Annotated in this window: 16 protein-coding genes; 6 read left to right on the plus strand and 10 right to left on the minus strand. The window is 57.1% G+C overall.

Annotated elements, in window-relative coordinates; genetic code table 11:
- Window positions 1–24: 24 nt before the first annotated feature.
- The 4 genes from nuoH to J8C06_RS10110 form a co-directional block, all read right to left on the minus strand.
- Window positions 25–1386: an NADH-quinone oxidoreductase subunit NuoH gene (gene nuoH, locus J8C06_RS10095; RefSeq protein ID WP_246602030.1), complete on the minus strand. Its 1362-nt coding sequence runs from the start codon at window positions 1384–1386 to the stop codon at window positions 25–27.
- Complete coding sequence (locus tag J8C06_RS10100; protein ID WP_455423701.1) at window positions 1383–2519, minus strand: NADH-quinone oxidoreductase subunit D; 1137 nt, start codon at window positions 2517–2519, stop codon at window positions 1383–1385. The genes nuoH and J8C06_RS10100 overlap by 4 nt, the downstream gene beginning before the upstream one ends.
- Window positions 2520–2578: 59 nt before the next feature.
- Window positions 2579–3421: an NADH-quinone oxidoreductase subunit C gene (locus tag J8C06_RS10105; RefSeq protein WP_211428572.1), complete on the minus strand. Its 843-nt coding sequence runs from the start codon at window positions 3419–3421 to the stop codon at window positions 2579–2581.
- Window positions 3422–3686: 265 nt separating this feature from the next.
- Window positions 3687–5792 carry a radical SAM protein gene (locus tag J8C06_RS10110; protein ID WP_211428573.1) on the minus strand — a complete coding sequence of 702 codons (2106 nt, stop codon included), beginning with the start codon at window positions 5790–5792 and terminating at the stop codon, window positions 3687–3689.
- 825 nt (window positions 5793–6617) lie between these two features.
- Between J8C06_RS10110 and J8C06_RS10115 the strand changes: the two genes are divergently transcribed.
- Window positions 6618–7010 carry a zinc-ribbon domain containing protein gene (locus tag J8C06_RS10115; RefSeq protein WP_211428574.1) on the plus strand — a complete coding sequence of 131 codons (393 nt, stop codon included), beginning with the start codon at window positions 6618–6620 and terminating at the stop codon, window positions 7008–7010.
- A 260-nt stretch (window positions 7011–7270) separates the two neighbouring features.
- Here the strand turns inward: J8C06_RS10115 and J8C06_RS10120 are convergent, their stop codons facing one another.
- From J8C06_RS10120 to J8C06_RS10130, 3 genes are all read right to left on the minus strand, one after another.
- The gene (locus J8C06_RS10120; protein WP_211428575.1) at window positions 7271–8443 is read right to left on the minus strand and encodes a S1C family serine protease; all 1173 of its coding nucleotides are present in this window, start codon (window positions 8441–8443) and stop codon (window positions 7271–7273) included.
- 34 nt (window positions 8444–8477) lie between these two features.
- Entirely contained in the window at window positions 8478–9305 is an 828-nt protein-coding gene (locus J8C06_RS10125; RefSeq protein WP_211428576.1) for an SDR family oxidoreductase, read from the minus strand.
- Between the two features lie 120 nt (window positions 9306–9425).
- Window positions 9426–9692 (minus strand): hypothetical protein, encoded by a 267-nt coding sequence (locus tag J8C06_RS10130; RefSeq protein WP_211428577.1) that lies wholly within the window; start codon window positions 9690–9692, stop codon window positions 9426–9428.
- 74 nt (window positions 9693–9766) lie between these two features.
- Here J8C06_RS10130 and J8C06_RS10135 point away from each other — a divergent pair, with 74 nt between their 5' ends.
- Genes J8C06_RS10135 through J8C06_RS10145 form a run of 3 tightly spaced genes read left to right on the plus strand, consistent with a single transcriptional unit; the run spans window position 9767 to window position 13897 of the window.
- The gene (locus J8C06_RS10135; protein ID WP_211428578.1) at window positions 9767–11122 is read left to right on the plus strand and encodes a DUF92 domain-containing protein; all 1356 of its coding nucleotides are present in this window, start codon (window positions 9767–9769) and stop codon (window positions 11120–11122) included.
- 53 nt (window positions 11123–11175) lie between these two features.
- On the plus strand, window positions 11176–13110 hold the full coding sequence (locus tag J8C06_RS10140) for a bifunctional serine/threonine-protein kinase/formylglycine-generating enzyme family protein (RefSeq protein ID WP_211428579.1): 1935 nt from the start codon (window positions 11176–11178) through the stop codon (window positions 13108–13110).
- Between the two features lie 22 nt (window positions 13111–13132).
- Entirely contained in the window at window positions 13133–13897 is a 765-nt protein-coding gene (locus tag J8C06_RS10145; RefSeq protein ID WP_211428580.1) for a formylglycine-generating enzyme family protein, read from the plus strand.
- A 44-nt stretch (window positions 13898–13941) separates the two neighbouring features.
- Here the strand turns inward: J8C06_RS10145 and J8C06_RS10150 are convergent, their stop codons facing one another.
- The 3 genes from J8C06_RS10150 to epsC are packed head-to-tail and all read right to left on the minus strand — an operon-like array spanning window position 13942 to window position 16514.
- Entirely contained in the window at window positions 13942–14808 is an 867-nt protein-coding gene (locus J8C06_RS10150) for a dTMP kinase (protein ID WP_211428581.1), read from the minus strand.
- Window positions 14809–14861: 53 nt separating this feature from the next.
- Window positions 14862–15557: a dTMP kinase gene (locus tag J8C06_RS10155; protein ID WP_211428582.1), complete on the minus strand. Its 696-nt coding sequence runs from the start codon at window positions 15555–15557 to the stop codon at window positions 14862–14864.
- Window positions 15558–15596: 39 nt separating this feature from the next.
- Window positions 15597–16514, minus strand: a complete 918-nt coding sequence (gene epsC / locus J8C06_RS10160; RefSeq protein WP_211428583.1) for a serine O-acetyltransferase EpsC — start codon at window positions 16512–16514, stop codon at window positions 15597–15599.
- A 182-nt stretch (window positions 16515–16696) separates the two neighbouring features.
- Here epsC and hppD point away from each other — a divergent pair, with 182 nt between their 5' ends.
- Together hppD and J8C06_RS10170 are read left to right on the plus strand one after the other, a co-directional pair.
- Window positions 16697–17812, plus strand: coding sequence for a 4-hydroxyphenylpyruvate dioxygenase (gene hppD, locus J8C06_RS10165; protein WP_211428584.1), 1116 nt, complete (start codon window positions 16697–16699; stop codon window positions 17810–17812).
- A gap of 43 nt (window positions 17813–17855) precedes the next feature.
- Complete coding sequence (locus tag J8C06_RS10170; protein WP_211428585.1) at window positions 17856–18683, plus strand: Uma2 family endonuclease; 828 nt, start codon at window positions 17856–17858, stop codon at window positions 18681–18683.
- Window positions 18684–18750: the final 67 nt, after the last annotated feature.

Consider the following 18750-nt stretch of genomic DNA (forward strand, 5'->3'; position numbering starts at 1 on the left):
GCCAACCGAATCAATCACCCTGGACTAAGCGGTCTTAACCCCTGGCGAGAGCTTGACCTTGCGCGTGCTGATGGGAATCGTCGTTCGCTGGGCGCGCAGATTGAAGCTCTTCGAGTTGCGGTTGATCGCGTTGAGCAGGGCCAGAATCGGAAACATCGAAAGCAGGCTAGCAACGGTGAAAAACAACTTGCCCTGCCATTCCATTTCCAGCACCCCACCGACTGAGCGGACCAGTCCCAGTTCCTTGCCGATGATGAAGACGGTCGCCGTCAGCACGATGTTGGCCAGTGCGGCCGGCATGAGCCACTTCCATCCCAGTTCCATCAACTGGTCATAGCGGTAGCGCGGAAACGTCCAGCGCATCCAAATAAAGAGATAGAGGATTGCCCCAGACTTGATGGCGAAGGCCGTCACGCCCAGGAGCGTCAACACGGCTTCCCGATAGGCTTCCGGGAACTGCGCGGCAACCCAGTCCATGCCCGGCACGTACCAACCACCCAAGTAAAGCGTCGCGCCAATCGCCGCCACGACGACCATATTGGCGTACTCGGCAATGAAGAAAATCGAGAACCGAAAGCCACTGTATTCCGTGTGAAATCCACCGACCAGCTCTGACTCAGCCTCGGCCAAATCAAACGGGGCGCGATTGGTTTCGGCAATCACCGAAACCAGAAAGACAATGAATGAGGGAAACAAAAAGAGCACAAACCAAACGCCCAGGCTCCGTTGGGCCTCGACGATGCCCTGCATCGAGAAGGTGCGCGTAAAGATGAGCGCTGAAACAATGGTCAACCCAATCGCGGCTTCATAGCTCACCATCTGCGCCGAAGAACGGAGTGCGCCCAGCAGCGGGTACTTACTATTGGACGCCCAGCCGCCCAAGATAATGCCCAGCACGCCCACTGACGACACCGACAGGATAAACAACAACCCAATGTTGATGTTCGTGATACTGGCGAAATGGGGTCCATAGGGCAGTACGGCCAAGACGATAAACGCGCACACCATGCTGATGATGGGCGCGAGCGTGAAAACCGTCTTGTCGGCCTTGAAGGGGATGACATCTTCCTTGATGAGCAGCTTGATGCCATCGGCAGCCGGCTGAAGCAAACCGAGCGGCCCAGTACGATTTGGCCCAACGCGCACCTGAATCCAGGCGCTCACCTTGCGTTCAGCTAAGGTCAAGTAGGCGACTGCCGTCAGCACCGCCACGAGCATGACTCCAATCTGAATCAGCGGCCACACGATGAAATCCGCGGCGTCCGTCGGCGTCAGATTGGCCGTCAACCAAGTTGGTAGGTAGGCATAAACCTGCTGCACAAGCGATTCAAGCCACTGCGGAGATGCATTGAGCGCCGGCATCCACGGCCACGGGGTCATCATCATCGGTCAATCTCACCCAATACAATGTCAAGCGAACCAATCACGGCCACCACATCCGACATCAGCGAACCAACCGCCATTTTGCGCAGCGCGCCCAAGTTAATGAATGACGACGGGCGCATGCGCAAACGGTACGGTTTCGTCCCGCCATCGGACACGAGGTACAAACCCAACTCGCCCTTTGGCCCTTCAATCGAGTGATACACCTCGCCGGCCGGAACTCGTATGACTTTCGGAACCTTTCCTATCACGGGTCCGTCAGGTAACTTGTCGAGTGCCTGCATGATGATGCGCCGGCTCTGGCGCATTTCCTCCATACGCACCAAGTAGCGGTCAAAGGTGTCACCGTTTTCACCAATCGGAATGTCAAACTCCAAGTCGGCGTAGCATTCGTAAGGGTCTGTCTTACGGACGTCATAATCCACGCCAGAGCCGCGCAATGGCGCACCCGTCAAACCGAGACTGATGGCATCTTCCGCCGATATGACGCCGATCCCCACGGTGCGTCCCAGCCAGATGCGATTTTCGTTGAGCAGTGTCTCATACTCTTCGATCCGCTTGGGAAGCAGGTCACAGAACGCCCGGACTTGGGCTTCAAATTCCGGATAAGCGTCATAGCTCATGCCACCAATTCGGAAGGCATGGCAGGTCAGACGCGCGCCAAAGAAGTTTTCAAAAATCTTGAGAATCTCTTCACGCTCGCGGAAGGCGTACAGAAAAACCGTAAACCCGCCAATATCAAGCGCGTGGGTCGCCAACCAGAGCAGGTGACTCGCCAGCCGATTGAGTTCGGTCAGAATAACCCGCAGGTACTGCGCACGTGGCGGGACCTCCAATCCCATCGCCTTTTCCACCGTTTCCACGTACAGCAACCCGTTGGAGACGGCGGCAATGTAATCCAGCCGGTCCAGGTATGGCGCAATCATCGGATACAGCCGATTTTCAAAAATTTTCTCGGCCCCGCGGTGGAGATAGCCAATGTCGCAGTCGAGGTCAACGACCCGCTCGCCATCCAGCTTCAGAATGACTCGGAGCACGCCGTGGGTGGATGGATGTTGCGGCCCCATGCTCAACACCATCTGCTCCGAGTCGAACAGGGTTTCAGTGTGATGGGTAACGAGAGGAATCGTGCTCATCGGTCGTACTAACTCCTAGCAAGGTCAAGGCTCTGCAAGGTCAAGGCTCTGGCCGGGGGTTACTCGAATTTTCCAGTCAGGTCAGCCCCTTCTGGAATTTCAAGGATATTGAGATTTTCAGCGACCCATTCATTGTGGCGGTATTCAACCGGATATTCTTTGCGCAGCGGAAATCCCACCCAGCCCTCTGGCAACAAAATGCGGCGGAGATCAGGATGTCCCTCAAAGCGGATGCCGAACATGTCATACACCTCCCGCTCCAGCCAGTTGGCTGTCGCCCAAATATCACAAACGGTGTAGATGGACTGTTCTTCCGGCAACTCAGCTTTGACGCGCAGCCGCCGATTTTCTGGGATTGAATAGAGCTGGTAAACCACCTCGAAAGCCTTGCGGTCTGGATAGTGCACCGCCGTGACGTCGGTTAGGAGGTCGAACCGAATCGCAGCGTCGTAGCGCAAGTACCACAGCAGATCACGGGCGCGTTCGGGAACAACCCGAAGGATTTGCTGACCATTGCTGGTCACGGCTTCCTTGATGTCTTCTTGAAAAGCGGCCCGCAAACCGGCAATGAAGTTATCATCTTTGATGTCGGCATAGGCCGGAGCCGCTTCCTTCTTGGCTGGAGCCTTGGCAGCGGCCTTGGCGGGAGCTTTGGCCGCCACTTTTGCCGGCGCAGCCTTTGGCGCGTCCCCGTCGCGAGCGCCATCACCGGCTGCTGTCCCAGCGGAAGCTGCTTCGCGGGCGGCTTTAGCCGCGGCTGCCTTGGCCTTGGCGGCCGCAATCTTGGCTTCACGCTCAGGGTCAACTGGCGGGTCAGGTGCCGCCGTTGCGGCAGGGCCGTTGGCGGGAGCTTTCTCGGTTGGTGACGCCGCCTCTGGTACCGGCTTCGTTTCGTCGGACATGGTCTATTGAAACCCCAATTGGTGCAGACTTGACGCTTCACTGTGCGCAGGCGTGCCCTGCGCAAGGCCCGCTTATAGACGAAGGCGCGTGCTGGTGGCTAGGCTAATTTCCACCTTTTTTCCGTTGCAAGTATATGATTCTGAATATGTTAGAAAACTTACGCTACTAATCTAGAAGGGTATCGAGGGCAAAAAATGGCGGGACGACTCATAGGTCGCCCCGCCAGCCACGAGAGATTAGCCCGGTTCAGCGCAATCGTCCTGATTACTTCACTACCGACACCCCATTGGCGCTTGCCGCGGCCGCCGCACCCGCCTGAGCCGCTTGGACCGCCACGCCATTACTGTTAGCGGTTGCCTTCTTGGCGCGACCAAGCTGGACGAGCTTCGTCTCGCCGTTCTTGATACCGAGGACTTTTTCTTTGAAGAGTTTTTCCATCAGGCGCTTCTCTTCAGCCGCCGTCATGGGTACGTCTTCATCGCGTGGGCGGACCCGTGCGGCGTCTTCAGCGTTGATGTTGAGGGTGTATGGGGCTTCCGACAGCGCGACATTGCGGCCCTTGGCGTAGATTTCATGCTTGCCATGCTCTTTGTACCACTTGGCGACAGTGGCGTTTTTGTGCATGTCTTCGATGATGTTTCGCCAGCCAACCCCGGTGTTGTAGGCGCAAAAGGAAATTTCACCTTCCTGCGTGCCGTAGGGGATGATGCACATTTCCGTCCGACGGAAGTCGTAATTGAACAGGTCCTGGAACCACATGCCGGCAATGAACAGGAAGTTCCACCGATCACGCCGGCGCTTCTCGATGTCTTCACGGGTTCGGTTGCCCTTCACGCTGCCGTAGTCGCGGCCGGAAATACCCAGCGATTTGTCAAACTTCTCTATCAATGACTTGAGGGTAAAGTGCGTGGGCGACTTGTAGGCGTCATAGTTCCGCAGCAGTGACAGCGCCATCATAAACGACGAGAAAGCCCGCCCGCGTCCCGCGTCCGTGATGGTCTGCATGTCCTTGAGCAGTTGCGGCACGTTGATGAACTCTGGCACGGGCACCATTTCCTTGGTTTCTTTGTCAATCATCACAGCCGTGCCAACGCCACAGTTTGGATGGCATCCGCAACTCAGGTGACCAAACTGGGCCTCTGGCCCGTGGGCGAGGTCGGCAAAGTCAGCGATGGTGCTCATGACCGAGATCGGAAACCAGTCACGGGTTGGTTCGGTAATCCCCACTTGGTCTTTCACGTCGTGCGCCAAGTGCGACAGGGTGTAGCGCTGACGCAGCCGCCGTTCATCGGTGATGTCTTCGTCGCGCCCGGTGAACGAAACTGGCTGGAACGAAATAAAGGCGATTTTCTTGGGGTTATCGAGCGCGAACCGAATCACCGGCGCGACCTGATCGTTGGTAATGCCGTTGACCAGCGTGACGACAAGGACGATTTCCACCCCGGCTTCATGAAGGTTTTCGATTGCCCGGAGCTTCACATCAAACAGGTTGCCGACCTGGCGATGGCTGTTAGCGTCGTTTCCAATGCCGTCAAACTGAAGATAGACATAACGCAGTCCAGCTTCGGCAGCCCGGCGGCAAAACTCCTTGCTCTTGGCAAACTCAATGCCGTTGGTGGCGCACTGGACACTGTTGTAACCCAGTTCACGTGCATACCGAATGGCCTCAAAGAAATGTGGTGATAACGTCGGCTCACCGCCCGAAAACTGGACTGACATTTGTCGGCGGGGCTTGATGCTAATGGCGTTATCCAAAATCTCTTTGACTTCCTCAAGTGACAATTCATGCACGAAGCCCACTTGGTTGGCGTCCATAAAGCACGGATCACACATCATGTTGCAGCGATTGGTCAGATCAATGGTCAACACCGAGCCGCGCCCATGCTTGATTGAACTCGTGCCGTGATTGTGCAGCTTCGCGTCGTTGTGGGCATCAATGTCACGCCCTGGGAACTGAGCCTCGATATGGGACAAAAAGTCAGCATCCATGGCCATCAGGTCTTCAAACTTGCCATGGATTGGGCATTCCTTTTCCATCCAGACTTCGTCGCGCCCGGTCTCTGGATTATGCCGCTTGACGATTTGGGCTTTGATTTCGCCAACACGCTCGTTGATGAGAATCGTGTAATCCACTTCACCACTCAGAATTTTCTCGCGCGCCTCTTTGACGCATTTTGGGCAAAGCGAGTCGGTCGTGCGTGGCCAGCCAAGGGTTGGCTTGGTCTTTTGCCACGACTTGAGCATCGGCTTATCTGACCACTTGGGGGTGAACGATGGCGCTGGGCGGTACTTATTGACCGATTGAATGGCTTCGAACAGCCCTCCCGCAATTTTCGACAGCGCTTTCTCAGCGTGTTTGATGGGCTTCATGAGTCCTGTGTTTCTCCTGTGTGGGTGTAGTGATTCCCCGGTAATGAATCTGACTTCGGGCGACAATCTCGGGTTGCACCAGCCGCTCACGAGCCTAGCGCAATCCACGGTCAAACGTTCTCAAGCCTGGGTGTCTGAACCGCGTATCTGAAGCACAAGCGATAACATACGGGTCCAGCCACACTGAACGCTTTGTGATGCGCCCGAATCTTGTGGGCCGCCTTGCAAGGTGTCAAGACCAACCCGTGTAGAGGGCTGGGCATGGCTCAAATAAATGTTAGTCCTGGTAGCCTGTGACGCTCGATGTCGCCACCGGTGTCAACGCTCGGCAGAACCGCTGTGGCCTCATATCACGAGCGCTGGTACGGGTGAAGGGGGACAGTGCATCCGGCTCCATCCGCCCTTGTAAAGCTTCCCGGGTTCCACAAAGCATCCACAGGCAACTGTAAATAACCCATGAGAAGCTACACGAACTCTAAGCAACTAAACTGAACAAAAAAAAAGATTTCAGTCAGTCAATTGCACTAACTCGATGTAGATCAACAAGTTGACGCATCAGAAGTCACACGACTGGCGGTCGAAGCGCAAATGAGGGCTTGACACTTACTTTAGCCTTCAATAGATAAATATATGTCCAAAAAAGATTTCGCAGATTTGTCAAGAGTGAGCAAGGGGGGAACGGACCACCGACCGGTCACGGCGTGGGCGTTGTTTTTCCACAGCCATCGGCAGGCGTGGTGGTGTGAGCGGAAGCATTGGTCAGGGTAACCCCCGCGCCCCGCATTTGCGGAAGGAAGGGAGTCAACACTTTAAGGAGCTATGTTCATGATAGACGCCGAGGACAACGTACTCGCGCCAACCTTTGAAGACATCCACCTCAACTGCGTTGAGTGCAATGCGCCATTTGTCTTCACGGCTGGCGAGCAGCAATTCTTTTTTGACAAGGGCTTGAAAAATCCTCCGAAGCGCTGCAAGCCGTGCAAAACACGCAAGAACGAGCGCTTCAATCAACTGTTGAGCATGATGGCGACAGATGGCAGTCGCCCGCGCATCCAGGTTGAGGTTGAATGTGCGGAGTGCGGCATCCAAACCACCGTTCCCTTTTTACCAACCCAGGGCCGGCCAGTGCTGTGTCGAGACTGTTTCGTGCGAGCACAGGTTTCCGCGCCGGTCTGCGCCAAGCCAATCGTCAAGTATCTGCCGCCAACCGCGGCCTAAACCCTTTCGCCATAGAAAAACCAAGAACAAGTAGAGCTGAGGGCAGCCAAACGAACCGGGTTCAAAAATCATGTCACCCTAGCGAAAGGCCCACACTTTTCCATGACAAAGCCACAAGGGCGGTGTCACGGCGCAAAGCCACTGACACCGCCTTTTTTCTGCTGGCTTGCGGTTTTTCTGCTGGCTTGCGGTTTTTCTGCTGGCTTGCGGTTCGGTGAGTCCTTTTGTGGCTTTGGTTTCCAAGCTCGCCAGGTTGGCCGTCAGCTTGGTCGCTCCTGGAGCGTTATGTTGACCGTCAGCGATTGTCCGGCACGGATGACAGTAACAGGCACGCTGTCACCAATCTTCTTGTCGCGGAGCGACCGGTATAAGTCGTCGTTTGACTTGATGGAAACTTCTCCAACTTTGACAATCACATCGCCAACCACAATTTGCGCCCCCCGCTGGACGACCCGATCACTTGCGTATAGACCGGCTTGCGCTGCGGGACCACGGGGCGCAATGCCGGTCAGAATCAAGCCTTCACTCACTGGTAAGTTGAGGCGCTGCGCCAGCCGCGCATTGAGTTGATAGGTGTTCGTGATGCCCAGCCACGGACGCCGGACACGACCATATTCCAGCAGGTCGGGAATAATCTGCTTGGCGACCTCGACCGGCACGGCAAAGCCAATCCCAACACTTCCGCCACGCGGCGAGTAAATCGCCGTGTTGATGCCAATCATCTCTCCGGCTGAGTTGAGTAGCGGACCACCAGAGTTACCAGGATTGATCGAGGCATCCGTCTGGATGACATTCTCTATCGTGCGCCCATTCTCACTGCGGAGCGGCCGCCCCAGAGCGCTGATGATGCCAGAGGTCAGGGTCTGGTTCAGCCCAAACGGGTTGCCGATTGCCAGGACTTTCTGCCCGACTCTCAGGTTGCGCGACGAACCAAGCGGCACGACCCGCAAGCGATCGGCCGGGGCCTGGATGCGAATGATGGCCAGGTCATTGTCAGGATCAGCACCGACCACGGTCGCCGGATAAGACGTGTTGTCGGACAGCGTGACATCCAACCGGCTCGCGCCTTCGATGACGTGGTAGTTGGTCAAAATATGCCCTTTGGCGTCAATGATCGAACCCGATCCGCTGCCTTGTTGCGGGTACGCCCCAAAGAAGAAATCCTCGACGAAAGAGGTCGTGTTGATGTTGACCACGCCGGGACTGACCCGCTCATAAACGGTGATGTTGTTCCGCTCATCCGCGTCTAACTGCTGAGGTGGCTCGGCGTCTGGCAGCGGGTCGGAGTTGACGGTCGGCGAGACAGCCGGCGGTGACGGCTGGGCATCGAGCCACTTTGCGGTGAAGTAAGCTGCGATGGTGATCCCACCGCCGCCAAGAACGGACGCGGCAATGACTAGCCAAATAACTTGACGAATCGTCAGGCGAAGCATCGTTGAAAGTTATAACCTTTTGATTGCGAAAGCTTTAGACAAAAAAATCGGGCAGCAGGTCTGCCGTTGGATCGACGGCGTAGCGCGTGAAGTCGGTGACCCCCGTCGCCCGCAATACATCTTCATCAATGAAAAAGTTGCCGGTGCAGTCCCGACTTGACCGGGTGAGAATGGCATGGGCGGCGTCGGCCATGATTTCTGGAGTCCGGCAGCGGCGGATGGTCTCATCACCACCAAGCAAATTCTGGACAGCCGCCGTGGCAATTGCCGTGCGCGGCCACAGGGCGTTGACCCCAACGCCTTGATGGCGAAACTCCTCCGCCATGCCGAGGACGCACATGCTCATGCCGTACTTCGCCATGGTGTAGGCCACATGCGGCGCGAACCACCGCGCTTCCATGTTGAGTGGCGGGGAGATGTTCAGAATGTGGGGATTTTCGGACCTCAGCAAGTGTGGGAGCACCGCCTGAGAGCACACAAACGTGCCGCGCGTATTGATCCGATGCATCAGGTCGTAGCGCTTCATTGGCGTCTGCAAGGTCGGGGTCAAGCTGATGGCACTCGCGTTGTTGATCAAGATATCAATGCCACCGAATGTGTCCACGGTGCGGGCCACGGCGGCGGTAACTTGGTTCTCATCTTGAATGTCCACGACGAGTGGTAGCGCCTTGCCACCCGCAGCTTCAACCTCAGCCGCTGCTGTATAGACAGTGCCGGGTAGCTTTGGGTGTGGCTCGGCTGTTTTGGCCGCAATGGCAATGTTGGCACCATCGCGGGCCGCGCGCAGCGCGATGGCTAGCCCGATACCACGACTGGCACCTGTGATAAACAATGTTTTTCCGGTCAAACCCGTAGGCGTCATTTGGTTACCTTACTTGAACGTGGTTTTGTCTGTGGAGCACTCAGTTACCTAGCAACTGGCCGGTTTTTCAACCGGTTGACTTTTTCTTGTAGCATAAGCGTCCACAAAAAAGGTCTTCTTTCACACAATGCCAAGTGTGGTAGCATGATTGACAAAGCGTCCCACGTCTAACTTTTTGAAAGTGATTTGGAGGATGCCATCATGGAAGACATCAGCAAAGTAGCTTGGGCTTGGTTTGGCGTGCTGCTCGCCATCTGCATCATTGGCGCGTTTGGTAACTACATACCAAAGCTTTTCGTCAAGATGCTTATGTTCCTCAGTTGAGGAGTCAGGTGAGGAGGTCGAGCCTTTTCTACCATCCCCCACCCAAAACAGTTTGCCCAGCAAGGCACAGGTTCAGTAGGTTGAAGGCAGGCGGCACAGGCGTCCCCTGCCTTTTTCCTTTGAAGTGAGTGCGCGTGATGGAAGTTTTTGACCATCCTTGGCGCGCGGCGTCGTTGGCCGGCGTAGCGGACAGCTCGGAGATGCGTCGGCGACTGGTGCATGTCGGCATGGGACTTTTTGCGCTAGTCGTCGTTTCGTTCTGGCAGACGCTCCTGATGGGGCTATCGGGACTCGCCCTAGCCTGGGTGCTGCCCAAGTGGATGCCCAGCCTGCTTCGCTCTCATGAGCAAGCAAAGGGCTATTCAGTCGGTGTGATTGCCTATCCGGCCGCTGTGGTCGTTTTGACATTACTCTTTCCCAATGATTTGTGGATTGTCGCGGGTGGGTGGGCAATGATGGCCTACGGAGACGGTATGGCCGTTGTTTGCGGGCAAGGCATCCGCGGCCCCCGTCTGGGGTGGAATCCACGTAAGAGTCTTTTTGGAACCCTGGGGTTCATCCTCTTTGGGTGGCTTGGCACATTGGCCACGGTTCTCGTGGTCGGGGGGTATCCCTTTACCCCATTGGGACTGGCGGTGGTCATTTTGGTGGCGGCCATCGTTGCCGCACTGCTTGAATCACTTCCGTATGATATTTGCGACAATCCACTGGTCGCCGGCGCGGCAGCCCTAGTCTTTTTCCTGGCAGCGCAAGTTGATCTGAACGCCTGGCAAGCAGCACAGGCTGGTGTCCTGTCCCGAATGCCCACGGCACTCCTGCTCGCCGTCTCACTCGGCGTCATTGCCAGCGCAACCAAATCGGTAGATTGGTCTGGCGTCATCACTGGCGTGATCTTTGCATTTGCCCTTTATGCCGGGCTTGGTTGGCCGGGTGTCGCTGGACTGATGGCTTTTTTTATCGTTGGGACAGTGTCCTCGAAGATTGGCTACGAGAAAAAGCGGGCCAAGAAGGTCGCTCAGGCGAAGCGAACTTGGCGCAACGCTGTCGCTAATGCTGGGGTTGCCGCCCTGTGTGCGCCACTTGCCGTGCTGACACCGCATACGGAGCTGTTCACCATAGCCGCGCTGGGTTCATTTGCGGCAGCGGCCTCGGACACCGTGGCCGGTGAGCTTGGCCGAGCCTACGGCGGCACGCCCTACAGCATCCTTACCTTTCGTCCGGCTCAGATTGGTGATAACGGCGCGGTCTCGATCCTTGGACTTGTGGCCGGGCTGGTCACGGCACTTGGCTTTGGCACATTGGCTTGCCTGATGGCAGACGCCAACCTATGCCGCGCCCTCTGGTGTATTACGATTGGTGGCATGGGTGGCAATCTCGTGGATAGCCTGCTTGGCGCGACAGCCGAAAACGCCGGTTATCTCGACAACGAGGCCGTCAACGTTGCCTGCACCCTCGCTGGTGCGGCCCTTGCTGTTTTTCTGTTCACATTGTAGAAACTAAAGCCAACACTGGTATTTCTCCTAGCAAAAGCGCAGGGGCGGCGAGCATGACGCTTCTCAAAAATCAGTACCGGCTGCTCCAAGAACTTGGCAGTGGCGCGTTTGGTAAAACGTACTTAGCGGAGGATACCCATTCTCCATCGAACCGGCGCTGCGTCATCAAGCATCTGACGTGGAACCATGACCCACAGATGGCCCCAGCAGTGCGCGAGCGGTTCAAACGCGAAGCGGCACTCCTGGAAATGCTAGGGCGTGGCTCGCAGGGCAGTATCCCGGAGTTGTATGCCTACTTCATTGAGGGCGAACAGTATTATCTCGTTCAGGAGTGGATTGACGGTGAGACGCTCACGCAAAAACTTCGCCGGGAAGGCCCCCAGTCTGAAGCCGCCATTGTGAGCATCCTGTTGGGAGCATTGCGGGCAATTGACTACATTCACACGCGCCCGAACCCAATCATTCACCGTGACATCAAACCGGACAACATCATGCTGCGCCGTGCCAATGGACAGCCTGTTCTCATTGATTTTGGCGTTGTTAAGGAAGTGACGCAGGTGGATGGCAGTGGGTCGGGAGCCAATACCATCATGGCTGGTACAAGTGGCTACATGCCACTGGAACAGGCGGCCGGGCGACCAACGCTGGCCAGTGACATCTACGCCCTTGGTATGACCGCCATCACCCTGGCCACCGGACGCTCTCCGCGTGAGCTGGTTGACCCGCTCAGTGGCGAAGCGAACTGGCGGCCGGCCGCCCCACAAATTTCTCCAGCGCTGGCTGCCACCCTCGATATTGCTGTCCGACGCAATGACCGCGAACGCTTTCAGACGGCACGTGATTTTGCCGTGGCTCTTCAGAGCGTGATTGGCAACGCTAACGGACTGAGTGCGCCTACGGCCGCCGCACTAGTCAATCCGTCTGCCAATCAGGCAGGTGCGCTGCCACAGGCCACGCTGTCGCCCATGCCTTCCCCAGCCCCCTTACACCCCATACCATCTGCCATCTCCAATCCACCCACATCCCCGACACCAGGGAGCGGCGTGACAGCCATCATCAACCAGATTCAGGCACAGCACAGCCAGTCCCAGCATAAGCAGAAGGAGTCATCAAATGTGATTCTGCCGCTGCTCAGCATCGGACTTGCGCTGATTCTGCTCACGGCGGCCGGCATCACGTTCTGGTGGGTCATCGCGCCATCGTCCGGCTATCGCTCAAGTGCCGCTAGGTCAACAGACCCAAAACCGACCGACCCCAAGCCGCAACCACCAGACAGAGAAGTGCCGTCACCGCCGCAGCCAACACCGCCGCCGGGCATGGTTTTCATTCTAGGCGGTGACTTTCGCATGGGGAGTGACCAAGCAGAAGACCCAGCCGAAACCCCGGCCCACCGCGTTACTGTTGCGCCATTTTTTCTTGATAAGCACGAAGTCACCAACATTGAATATGAGGCGTTCATCCGGGCGACTGGACACCCTGCGCCACCGGATTGGGTAGATAGGAACTATCCAGCCGGCACGGCAAACTATCCGGTCAGCAATGTTTCCTGGGACGATGCCCGCGCCTATGCGGCCTGGGCCGGCAAGCGGCTGCCAAGTGAAGTCGAATGGGAGTTTGCAGCGCGCGGCACCGCTGGCCGCCAGTATCCGTGGGGAAATCAGTTTGACGCACGCTGTCTCAACTCAGCCGAGACGAAGATTGGACGCACCAAAGCAGTTGGGAATTTTCCATCGGGTGCCACTCCAGAGGGGGTCCTCGATCTAGCGGGCAACGTCGCCGAGTGGACTGCATCGGATGATAGTCCGTACCCAGGAAGCGTCGTTAAGCCAGTTGCCAACACCAAGATTGTCCGGGGCGGTGGGTTCTCACTTCCGCGCAAGTATGCCTCCACAACAAAGCGGACTCAGGTGCCCCCTGAGACACGCGATCCGGCACTCGGCTTTCGCTGTGCCAAAGACATTCCAACAACACCAAACCGTCGTCCATAACCATTTCGGTAATGTTGACGTTATGCTGGTTTCACGACTTTTCAACAGTAGCGCCTGGGTTCTGACACTTAGCGTGTGGCTCACACCGTATAGCTTCGGGCAGGACAACCCTTTCAAAAAAGAGCCTTCCAAGCCAGAAGCGCCCAAGCGAGAGTCGGGGCGCCGTCAACCTGTCCGACGCGAACCCACGCCCCGCCCAACGCTCCCCCAGCCGACGCCAGCGCCTCAGCCATCAACGGCACTGACCCCGTTTGTCAACTTGGTGGGAATCGAAATGATCCCGGTCCGCTACGGTGGGAGGGACATGTATTTCAGCAAATACGAAGTTACCCAGGAACAGTGGCAGGCGGTCATGGGCAACAATCCGAGCTTCCACAAAGGCAGTGACCTCCCGGTCAGCAAAGTCTCCTTTGAAGATGTTGCCAAGTTCATCGAGACCCTCAACCAGTTGGAGCGTGGAAAACCACTGCGTTACCGCTTGCCGACGGTTGAGGAATGGGACGCTGCCGCGCGCGGTAACGGAGCGCTCAACCTGGAAGCCGAAGGCTGGTACAACCGCAATTCGGGCGGACGCCCGCAACCTGTTGGACGTAAACGGCCAAATGCATTTGGCCTCTACGACATGGCCGGCAATGTCTGGGAATGGTGCGCCGGCAGCTTCGTGCGTGGCGGTGCGTATGACAGTCCATCCGAACGCTGCGGCGCCGGCATGGGCTATAAAGAAGCACCCCAGGGGCGCGACAGTAACATTGGCTTTCGGGTGGTTGCCACGCCGATTGGTCAGTAATGTTTAGCGATGCGCTCACGTACGCCCTTGAGTGTTGTTCACCCTCAAGTTTTTTTCACGGTCTTGCGCTTGGCAGCAGGCGCTTTGTGGTTCGTCGAGGTAGCGGACTCAGTCTGCGACAATCGGGCAAACTCTTCCCGGCGACCTTCGACGTCGTCCGTGTCGGCTGGCGTCGGTAGCAGCGGAGCCGCGGATGTTGGCAGAACGGCGTTCACGACCGGCGCTGTTTTAGGGAGAACCTTCTGAATCTTGCGCTGCAACACGCTGAAGACCTTATTGACAGTCTGCGTGGCATCCACAGTTTCAAAGCCATGCTGCCGCGCCAGTTGGTCAAAGGTCGCCAGCAAGCGGGTTTGGTACTGCACAAAGCAGTCGTACATGTCATCGCCAGGGAGAAAGTCCATCCCGGATTCCCAGTAATCAAAACCGGTACTCGTCAGGACGCGCGGGATGAGATGCGACAGATCTATTTTCAGATAAAAGACTGCATCGGGTTTGAGGGCGAAGCCATAGACGCTCTGAATCCATTCGGACGAGGCTCCGCGCACAATCGCGCGTGCCATCAATGAATACACATAGCGGTCAGTCAAAACAATGAAGCCGGCCCGCAGCGCCGGTATCATCTGGTTTTCCAAGCGGTCGGCCAGGTCGGTCGCGTAGAACAAGTCCATGGTCTTGGCGCCCAGCGTGTGACCTTCCTTGGCCTTTTTCAGGCCACGTCCAGCAAGCAGCGAACGGGTCAGCCCGGTATCCAGCACGGCAAAGCCAGAAGATTCAAGCCAAGTCTTGAGCAAAGCGATCTGGGTTGAACGCCCAACGCCGTCCGTACCCTCGAGGACGATAAGGCGTCCGGGGAGGGTCTTTTCTTGAAAGCCGGGCAGTCCAGCGCCAAAGAACTGAATTTTAGTCATGGAAATACTCCAGGTTAGCCACCGTTGCGGTGAGCAAGCTTGTCACGAGCCGACTAACGACGGCGCTGCCGAAACTGTGGATCACGCATGACATCTTTCAAGTGGGGCTTGACCAAACTGCGCACGATACGTTGCTGCTCGGTGATGGGGAGCGTAGCGTCAATAACCGTCAAATTATACTCACTCACAAGCCGGTCATACTCTTCGAGTATTTTCCCCTGAAAAATGCGGAACGACTCGTATGGATCCTCAGACCATCCCATATCGAGTCCGGCTTCGTAGTATTTCAGCTCTGGTCGCCCAACCAAAATGCGGTCAAGTGCGGTTTCAAGCGGAACGCGAAAATAGAAACCTATCGTCGGCGGCACGGCAAAACCATAGACCTTGCGCACCCAATCGCGGTCGTTGCCGCGGGCTGAATCACGCGCAAATGCCGTATAGACATAGCGATCAGCCAGGACAATCGCCCCGGCCTTGAGGGGCGGGATAATGTCGCGCTCAGTGCGGTCGGCAAAATCCGTGGCGTGAATCAGACTAAAGGTGGTTGGGGAAAGGGCATGGGTATCTTTGCCGAGCTTGGTCGTTTTCTTGACCAGTGGCGAGGAATTCCACGCGCTGAAGAAAACGCAATACCCCTCTGCCACCAACCATTTGTGCAGCAGATCGAGTTGGGTACTTTTGCCTGAGCCATCAATTCCTTCAACAATAAACAGCTTTCCAGGAAAGCCCGTTGTTAGACCAGCTTGCATGGCATTCTCCAAGCCAACGTGCGCCGTTGGTGGGGTGACTCAGTTGGCGCGCGTCGTCTCCGTGCGGGTTACAATTCGAATGTGCGGGTCGTCAATAACCACCTTGCTATAGGGCGGGACCGAGTGGGTGAGCCACACGTTGCCGCCAATGACGCTGCCCCGTCCAATAACGGTTTCGCCACCCAGAATGGTTGCGCCAGCATAAATGACAACATCATCGTCAATCGTCGGATGACGCTTGATATGACGCACCAGCGCGCCGTTCGCGTCTTTGGGAAATGAAAGCGCGCCGAGTGTGACACCCTGATAGATTTTCACATTGTCGCCAATGATCGTTGTCTCGCCGATCACCACCCCAGTCCCGTGATCAATAAAGAACCGGCGGCCGATTCGCGCGCCTGGGTGAATATCAATTCCCGTCCGACCGTGGACGTACTCAGCCATGATGCGTGGAATGAGCGGCACGCCGCGCGTGAACAGATCATGCGCAATACGGTGCACCAAAATGGCTTGCACGCATGGGTAACTCAAAATGACCTCATCCCGATCATGCGCCGCCGGATCGCCCAAGTAAGCGGCATCCACATCTTGGGCCAGCATTTCGCGCAACACTGGCAAATGGTCGAGCAAATCCCAGACAACGGCTTGGGCTTCCGCTCGGCACTCAGCACACTCAGCACAGTCCGCCTTTGGCACTTGGCGGTCATGGCAAAGCGCCAGGGCAATCTGGGTTGGAAGCTCCGTGGCAATGTCCTCCACGAGTTCGCGTACCCGTTCCGTTGCGGCGGCTCGTGCCACGACGCCGTAGTAACCTGGCAAGAGTAACTCACGAAAGTCGAGCAGGGCCTTGATGATGGCATCCCGCGAGGGGAGCGCCCCACAATCGTGCCGGAGCGCCGAAGACACGGCATACGATTGCGTGATGGACTGAACGACTTGGGTCAATCGTGGATGCATGGCTACGCGCAGCGCCGGCGGCCGACCGCAGTGAGGCTCTTGAAAACCGATTCAAACTCTAAACCAGAAAGGATTGGGCGGAAAAGGGTTCTTCACGTTACACAGCGACTTGCGCAAAGTGTCTGACCAGATGACAATCCAGTGTCACGTTTCGCACACTTTCCCGCCAGAGGTATCAGGTTATGTCCGCACCTAAAGAAGCACCGCAGCCGCCGACGCCGCTTGCCGTCGTGGATTTTGACCATGTTGAGTTCTACGTTGGCAACGCCAAGCAGGCGGCGCACTTCTACCGAACGGCCTTCGATTTTGACATCGTCGCCTACCGGGGACCAGAAACTGGCGTCCGCGACTGCGTATCGTACGCGCTCCAACACGGCACGATATGCTTGGTTCTGACCGGTGCGCTCACGGCTGACCATCCGATTGCCGAACACGTGCGACGGCATGGGGACGGTGTCCATGCCGTGGCATTCCGCACACCAGATGCGGCCGCTGACTTCGCCAAGGCAGTCGAGCGTGGGGCCTCAGCGCGCCGTACGCCGGAGGAACTGACCGACGTCCACGGTACGGTGCAGATTGCTGAGATTGCCGCGTATGGCGATACCATCCACCGCTTCGTGAGCCGCGAACACTACACCGGACCCTTCCTGCCGGGCTTTGAGCCACGGTTGATCAAGGCCAACCAAACTGGTTTTCTGCATCGGATTGACCACGTCGTAGCCAATGTCGGCTGGAATGAAATGGAAACCTGGGTGAAGTTCTACGAAGATATTTTTGGGTTCTTTCAGTTCCGGCACTTCGACGAAAAAGACATTTCAACCGCATACACGGCGCTGCGCTCAAAAGTCATGGCCAGTCCGAGTCTGGCCATCAAGCTGCCAATCAATGAGCCAGCCGAGGGCAAAAAGCGATCCCAGATCGAAGAATACGTGGACTTTTACGGTTCGCCAGGCGTGCAACACATCGCAATCGCAACGCCAGACATCATTCAGGCCGTATCCCGGCTGCGGGCGAATGGCGTTGAGTTGCAGCGCGTGCCGGAGAGCTACTACGACACGGTGACGGAGCGCGTTGGCGCAATCGAGGAAGACCTAGCTGCACTCCGTGACCTCAACATCCTCATTGACCGGGATGACCAAGGTTACTTGCTACAAATCTTCACCAAACCGCTTCAGGATCGCCCAACGGTGTTCTTTGAAATCATTCAGCGCAAGGGCAGCGAAAGCTTTGGCAAAGGCAACTTCAAAGCGCTGTTCGAGGCAATTGAAAGTGACCAGTCCGCTCGTGGAACGCTTTGAGGTTTGCACGAGCAGCACCTTGACCGGGAGAGGAGAACCGACCATGTCCGCCTCATACGAATTGGCGTTGCCGACCATGGATGATCTCCCCAGCGAGTTTGAAGGAGAGGAAGCCTTGCCCGACGAGTTTCACGCTTTTCTGGCTTACCTGCTCATCGAGACCTTCCGTCCCCCCAAGTTCCTCCCCGACCGCTACTTCTCGGCACTCGACATGTATCTCTACTACCAGGCGCAGCCGACCTTGCACGGGCTGCGTCCCGACTGGTTTGGCGTCGTGGACGTGCCGCTGCTGCGCGAGGGGCGGCAGCGGACGAGCTTCGTGGTGTGGGAGGAAAAGGCCACGCCGCTCATCATCGTGGAGGCACTTTCGCCCGGCACGACGCGGAATGACCTTGGCCGGGGGGCGTTGCCGGCGCAGGACGGCCCGACGAAGTGGGAGGTGTATGAGCGGCATTTGAAAGTACCGTACTACGTGACGGTGAATCACCATCGGCGGCCGGCGGAGGTGCGGTTTTTCCGGCACGATGGGGTTGGGTTGCGGGAGGTGACGAGTGGGGAGGGGCGGCTGTGGCTGCCGGAAGCCGGGTTGGGGATCGGGGTTTGGCGTGGGCGGTTCAAGCGGTTGGAGGGGGACTGGGTGAGGTTTTACGACGCGGAAGGGCGGTGGCTACCGACGGACGAGGAGCGGGCGGCGGCGGAACAGGCGGCAAAGGAACGCGAACGCACTGAAAAAGAGCGTGAGCAGGCAGAGAAAGAGGCCGCCTGGCGGCAAGCCGAACGGGAGCGTGCCGAGAAAGAGCGTGAGCGTGCCGAGAAGGAACGCCTGGCAGCGAAGCTTCGCGCCCTGGGCGTTGATCCAGACGCCCCTTGATCCCTTCCCCAAGCTGAAGGCGAAACTGTACGGCGCATTGAGTAAACGATGCAGTCTGCTAGTCGCC

Origin of the sequence: Chloracidobacterium validum, from assembly GCF_018304825.1 — a bacterium.
In the GTDB taxonomy this organism is placed as follows: domain Bacteria; phylum Acidobacteriota; class Blastocatellia; order Chloracidobacteriales; family Chloracidobacteriaceae; genus Chloracidobacterium; species Chloracidobacterium validum.

What these genes read in the sequence shown, in the direction of transcription:
- J8C06_RS10110 (WP_211428573.1), bottom strand. Translation starts at nt 5,792, where the DNA reads ATGAAGCCCATCAAACACGCTGAGAAAGCGCTGTCGAAAATTGCGGGA.
- J8C06_RS10150 (WP_211428581.1), bottom strand. Translation starts at nt 14,808, where the DNA reads ATGACTAAAATTCAGTTCTTTGGCGCTGGACTGCCCGGCTTTCAAGAA.
- J8C06_RS10170 (WP_211428585.1), top strand. Translation starts at nt 17,856, where the DNA reads ATGTCCGCCTCATACGAATTGGCGTTGCCGACCATGGATGATCTCCCC.
- J8C06_RS10140 (WP_211428579.1), top strand. Translation starts at nt 11,176, where the DNA reads ATGACGCTTCTCAAAAATCAGTACCGGCTGCTCCAAGAACTTGGCAGT.
- J8C06_RS10135 (WP_211428578.1), top strand. Translation starts at nt 9,767, where the DNA reads ATGGAAGTTTTTGACCATCCTTGGCGCGCGGCGTCGTTGGCCGGCGTA.
- J8C06_RS10100 (WP_455423701.1), bottom strand. Translation starts at nt 2,519, where the DNA reads ATGAGCACGATTCCTCTCGTTACCCATCACACTGAAACCCTGTTCGAC.
- J8C06_RS10105 (WP_211428572.1), bottom strand. Translation starts at nt 3,421, where the DNA reads ATGTCCGACGAAACGAAGCCGGTACCAGAGGCGGCGTCACCAACCGAG.
- hppD (WP_211428584.1), top strand. Translation starts at nt 16,697, where the DNA reads ATGTCCGCACCTAAAGAAGCACCGCAGCCGCCGACGCCGCTTGCCGTC.
- J8C06_RS10155 (WP_211428582.1), bottom strand. Translation starts at nt 15,557, where the DNA reads ATGCAAGCTGGTCTAACAACGGGCTTTCCTGGAAAGCTGTTTATTGTT.
- J8C06_RS10115 (WP_211428574.1), top strand. Translation starts at nt 6,618, where the DNA reads ATGATAGACGCCGAGGACAACGTACTCGCGCCAACCTTTGAAGACATC.
- nuoH (WP_246602030.1), bottom strand. Translation starts at nt 1,386, where the DNA reads ATGATGATGACCCCGTGGCCGTGGATGCCGGCGCTCAATGCATCTCCG.
- epsC (WP_211428583.1), bottom strand. Translation starts at nt 16,514, where the DNA reads ATGCATCCACGATTGACCCAAGTCGTTCAGTCCATCACGCAATCGTAT.
- J8C06_RS10125 (WP_211428576.1), bottom strand. Translation starts at nt 9,305, where the DNA reads ATGACGCCTACGGGTTTGACCGGAAAAACATTGTTTATCACAGGTGCC.
- J8C06_RS10145 (WP_211428580.1), top strand. Translation starts at nt 13,133, where the DNA reads ATGCTGGTTTCACGACTTTTCAACAGTAGCGCCTGGGTTCTGACACTT.
- J8C06_RS10120 (WP_211428575.1), bottom strand. Translation starts at nt 8,443, where the DNA reads ATGCTTCGCCTGACGATTCGTCAAGTTATTTGGCTAGTCATTGCCGCG.